General features: G+C 42.0%; 3 protein-coding genes. All 3 read right to left on the reverse strand.

The features are described from left to right. Nucleotides 1–2,957: AAA family ATPase (locus ACEQ1T_RS18325; protein ID WP_370224101.1), on the reverse strand; the 2,957-nt coding region annotated here is incomplete at its 3' end. Then, complete coding sequence (locus ACEQ1T_RS18330) at nt 2,954–4,099, reverse strand: exonuclease SbcCD subunit D (RefSeq protein WP_206837214.1); 1,146 nt, start codon at nt 4,097–4,099, stop codon at nt 2,954–2,956. The genes ACEQ1T_RS18330 and ACEQ1T_RS18325, both read right to left, overlap by 4 nt. Before the next feature lie 178 nt (nt 4,100–4,277). Continuing rightward, a partial coding sequence (locus ACEQ1T_RS18335; RefSeq protein WP_370224102.1) for a Na+/H+ antiporter NhaC family protein occupies nt 4,278–5,144 on the reverse strand: 867 nt, incomplete at its 5' end.

A 5,144-nucleotide genomic window follows, 5' to 3' on the forward strand; every position in this document is an offset into this window, starting at 1 on the left:
CCAAATCCTTCATCAATGAACATTGTCTCAAGGGATACTCCTCCTGCGTATTGCTGCACCACGTCTGCCAGGCCAAGAGCAAGTGCGAGCGCGGCTTTAAAGCTTTCTCCGCCAGATAAAGTTTTCACATGCCTCTCCTGTCCAGTGTATTGATCGAACACAAGCAATTCCAGGCCGCTTTGTGCGTTACCCTTTGACCGGTCTGTTTTTCGAAGCAGCATATATCTTCCGCTGGTCATCTTTGATAAACGTCCGTTGGCTTCCCTCAGTATATCATCTAAAAAGGCCGCCAGGACAAATCGTTCAAAAGTAATTCGATAAGTGTTCTGCCCTTTTGAAATTTCATACAAGTGCCCGATTACTTTGTACCTTTCCTCAAGGGCTTTCATATTTTCATTTATTTCTGTAATTTTTTGCATTGTATCTTCGTTTTGCTTCTTCTTCATAAACAGATTTGTATATTGATCCTGCATCAGTTTCAATTGATCATCTGTTTCTTGTAATGATACCTGCAAGCTTTCCAGATCAGGTTTTTCAATCCCCTCTAAAACCTGCATCAGCTCATCGTATCGATCCTGTACAGAACGGACTTCTTCCCGATATTTCCTTACTTCACCTTCAAGATGCCTGATTTGATCTTCTGATTTTTTGGCATCACGGTATTCTCCGTAGACTTCAAAGCCCTGGTCCTTCATGCGCTGCACAAAATTCTGCCTTTCGTCTGCAAGCTTTTGCTCGATTTTAACAGCCTGCTTTTGGAGTGTCTCGTGCTTTGCCTGTTCTGCGATATGGGCCGACTTTGCATCTTGATAATTCTGCTGGGCTGTTTCCAGCTGTCTTTGCATAGTTTCAATTTTTTCAGCCGCATTATTCAAATTTGACTCATAAGCTTCAATAGACCTCAGGTTTTCAGGAATTGCATCCGTCATCCTCACCAAGTTGCTTTTCTTTTCCGCATGCATAATGGCTGCGTCACTAATTTGGTCTTGCAGCCGGTCTATTTCTGCAGCCAGAGCTTCTTTCATCTGCTGTGTTTTTTCTAACTCAGCAGTACAGTTTTCCAGCCTTGAAGATTTCTTCTTCAGTTCAGCATGACGTGTAAGAAGATCCTTTTTTTGATCGGCAAGTGTATTTTTCAGCACAAGCAAACTTTCCTGTTTAAAATCAGTACGCTGTTTTTGTATTTGGGCTTTTATTTCAGCCAATCCACTCTCGCTGGAATTCATGCGGGACTGGGCTTCATAAAATGCCGACTCAGCTTTTGCTTTCTCAGCTTCAATTTGGGCTGCCTGTTTCTTTGCTTCCTTCAGGTCTTTTTCATCCGGAATATCATGTGGCGATACAGCCGGATTTGGATGGTGGTCTGAGCCGCAGACTGGGCATGCTTCCCCGTTTTGGAGCCTGTCTGCTAAGATTGATGCCTGTCCGTGAAGCCACTTGCCCTCCAGTTCCTCCACAAGCAGTTTGGCATCATTCAGCCTGTATGAAGTCTGTTCAAAATAATTTTTCTTATTGCTGCATGCATCCAATAATAATTGATGCTCTTTATGCAGCTCTTCATATTTATGAAGCCGTTCTATTTCGTCTGTCAGTTTCTCCAGGTTTCGTTCATTCTCAATCTGTGCAAGCTTACTCTTTTCAATGTCCTGCTTTTCTTCAGCCAGTATTTTTATTTGCAGATCAGCTTTTTGATAGGCTTCATCTTTCTGTTTTTTTTGAAGCCGGAGGTTTTCAAGATTTTTTTCAAGAGAGCGGACCTGCTTTTCCACTTTTGCATAAGAATGAATGTCCTCTTTCATACTTTGCAGGTGATTAACCTGTTCGGCAGCCTGTTTTCTTTCTTCCTCGCGGTTCTTTTCAGATTCCCATTTAACTTGCTTTTCTTTTAGGAAGGTTTCAAGAGTGCCAATATTTTTCTGAAGCTCATGAAGGTCGGCATTTGCTGCATTCAGATCTTTCTTCAATTCATGACAGAGTTGCTCCTGCTGATTGAGCAGGGCTGCTTTATGAGCAAGTACAATGGCATTCTCTTTTGCAGTATATTGGTCTCTTAGCCCTTCCAGCTCTTCTTTCCTTTTCTTTAACTCTTCTTTCGTCTTCAACTGTTTGAGCACCATTTCAGCTTCATAGATCTTTTGCTGAAGATGATCTCTCTGTTCCTTCTTCTTCTTTCCTTCTTCTGTCAGTTCATCAAGACCACTTGCCATCTCCTTGATTTCTTCTGCAAGAAGCGGCAGGAGCAGGGTGTCATTGACACTTCCTGCTTCGAGGTAAGATTTCAGCTCCTCGCTATATACAGCCTGCACCTGATTAAAATACTGATCTCTCAGTTTTACCTGTTCCTCTACCGTTCTTTTTAATTCAGTTGCATCTTCTTTTAGTTTTTCTTCAATGCGTTTGTATATTTGAGTATGAAATAACCGCTGAAGAATGATTTCCTTATCCTTGCTTTCAGAAGTAAGGAGCTTTCGGAACTCTCCCTGGGGAATCATCAGAATTTGCCTGAACTGATTGCTGTCAATGATCATAATTTCTTTTATCTTTTCATCAACATCCCTCACATTTGAAGCCAGGAGCTTTTGCTCTCCATTTTCATCATACATATACAGTTCTGCTTTGGCGCTTACTGTTGTCGTGCCATCGCCGCGCTCTTTTTTCTTTTCCTGCTGAGGAGACCTTGCAATGTAATACCTTTTATTTCTTAAAATAAATTCGAGGGAAATCTCGGTTAGTGTATTATTTTTCGCAAACTGGCTTCGAAGTTCTGGACCATTTCGATCCTCCCCGCTTGCCTTTCCGTAAATCGCATAGCTTATGCCGTCAAAAATAGTGGTTTTTCCTGAACCTGTCTTTCCGGAGATGACAAACATGGTTCGGTTTCCGAGCTCGGTGAAATCAATGCTTTCACTGTCTGCGTAAGGGCCGAACGCCTGCATCGTTAATTTTAATGGCTTCATTTCAGCGCTTCCTCTCTCAGCACTCTTTCGATCACATCGGTCATAACCTGCTGTTTATCTTCTGTAAATTCGGAAGTGGTCATTTGTTCATAGAATTGTTTAAACAGATCATTCTCCGACTTTTTTTCTTCCTTCATCGATAGGAAGGAGCTTTTTTTCTTCATATCTGTAACGGCTATTCTTCTTTCAAGGTGAAGAACATTCGGGTAGACCTGTCTCAGCTTATTAATTGGATCAAGCAATGCACCTTCATCAAAAAGGGTGATTTTCAGATAGTCATCAAGGTTCTGTTTTTCATAGAAAGCAGGATCCATCAGTTCATCCAGATGCCCTTCGATCTCTCTCAAGTCTTTTTTGGGCTTTAATGAACGGGTACGCAAGTCAAATTCCCCATTTTCCTTCATTTCTATAATAGAAATGGATTTTTCCTGTTTAGCTTCTGAGAAAGAATATTTTAATAGGGAGCCTGAATAGCGGATCTTGTCATGCTTTATGGCATCAGGACTATGCAAATGTCCAAGTGCGGTATATGAGAAAGGATCAAAGCTGCTTGAATGGACACAGCCTGATCCTCCGACAGAGAGTGTCCTCTCCGAATCACTGGTAGCACCGCCCAGTACAAAAGCATGTCCGACAAGAACGTTCGGTTCATTTGGGTTCAGGTTCTCTTCAATTCTGCTCACAATCGCTTTCATTGCATCATCATGGGAGTACACACGGTCATCATCAAGCAAATGTCTTACCATTCCAGGTTCAGCATATGGAACCAGATAAAAATTCACACCATTAATATGTATGGGCTTAAAATCATTTACCAGTTTTCCAGACAGGTAGAACTTGCTTTGTTTATACCAGGAGCTTCCAAAGGACAGTCTTTCAGCGCTGTCATGGTTTCCGCCTATGGCAACAACAGGTGTATTGAGCTCTGCATTTATTTTAAATAGAATTTCATTCAGCAATTCTACAGCATCAGTCGGAGGGACGGACCGGTCATATAAGTCTCCTGCAATGACGACTGCATCCGGCTTTTCTTCCTCTACCACATCAATAAATTGATGCAAAAAATGACGCTGATCTTCGGTCATATATACACCATGGACCAGCTTGCCCAAATGCCAATCAGCGGTATGGATAAATTTCATATCTTACACCCTCTTTTCCTTGCCTGAGATTCTTTCTGCAATGTTACCATTATACCAAATCAAAAAACGGCAGAGGCTCAGCAAAATTTATTAGAACATTCGTTCTAATTATATCAGGAATTTTTTCCAAAACATAGCATTGTTCAAACAGAAAAAGAGCCAACCTAGGCTCTTTCTTTTATTGCTTTTTTAGGTTAGGAAAGTTGATCAAAATGGCAATAATGCCGCAAATGCCAATTAATATTGGATAAATGGAATATGTCATGATGCTCACAGGAGATATGGCAGCGAGCCCGGAAGCAGCCAGCATCTGAGCCCCATATGGGATAGTCCCTTGTACAAAACAGGCAAATATATCAAGAATACTTGCTGATTTACGCGGATCAATCTCATATTGATCTGCAATTTTTTTGGCAAGCGGCCCTGCAATAATGATGGCAATTGTGTTATTGGCTGTAGATAAATTGGTCAGAGAGACAAGTGACGCAATACCAAATTCAGCTCCCCTGCGGGATTTTATTTTGCTTGTAGCCATGTGCAGCAAGTAATCGATTCCGCCATTAAAACGGATGATCTCAACCAATCCGCCAATGAGTATGGCGATTATCGCAAGGGTCTGCATGCCGGCCATTCCCTCGGCAATCATCTGAAGGAATGAAACAAAAGTATAGCTGCCATCTGCGATTCCGATCAGTCCTGCAAGCAGAATACCCCCGCTAAGCACAAGAATGACATTCATGCCAAGTAAAGCTGCAGCCAATACGCCCAGATAAGGAACAACTTTCAAAAAACTGTAATCCCCGCTTGTTACCGCGCTTTCCTGACCAGCAGTTAAAATCCCAAGAATCAAAGCTGTAAGCAATGCAGCAGGCAGGACGATTAAGAAATTCACACGGAATTTATCGGTCATTCTCGTTCCTTGTGTCCTGACCGCTGCAATGGTCGTATCAGAAATAACGGAAAGATTATCCCCAAACATGGCACCGCCTATTATTGCTGCCATGGCCAATGCTACAGATATATCTGTTTCTGCAGAAAGAGCTAT

Origin of the sequence: Cytobacillus sp. (assembly GCF_964223445.1) — a bacterium.
Lineage (GTDB): Bacteria > Bacillota > Bacilli > Bacillales > Cytobacillaceae > Cytobacillus.

Coding starts and splice junctions, on each gene's coding strand:
- ACEQ1T_RS18330 (WP_206837214.1), bottom strand. CDS start 4,099: ATGAAATTTATCCATACCGCTGATTGGCATTTGGGCAAGCTGGTCCAT.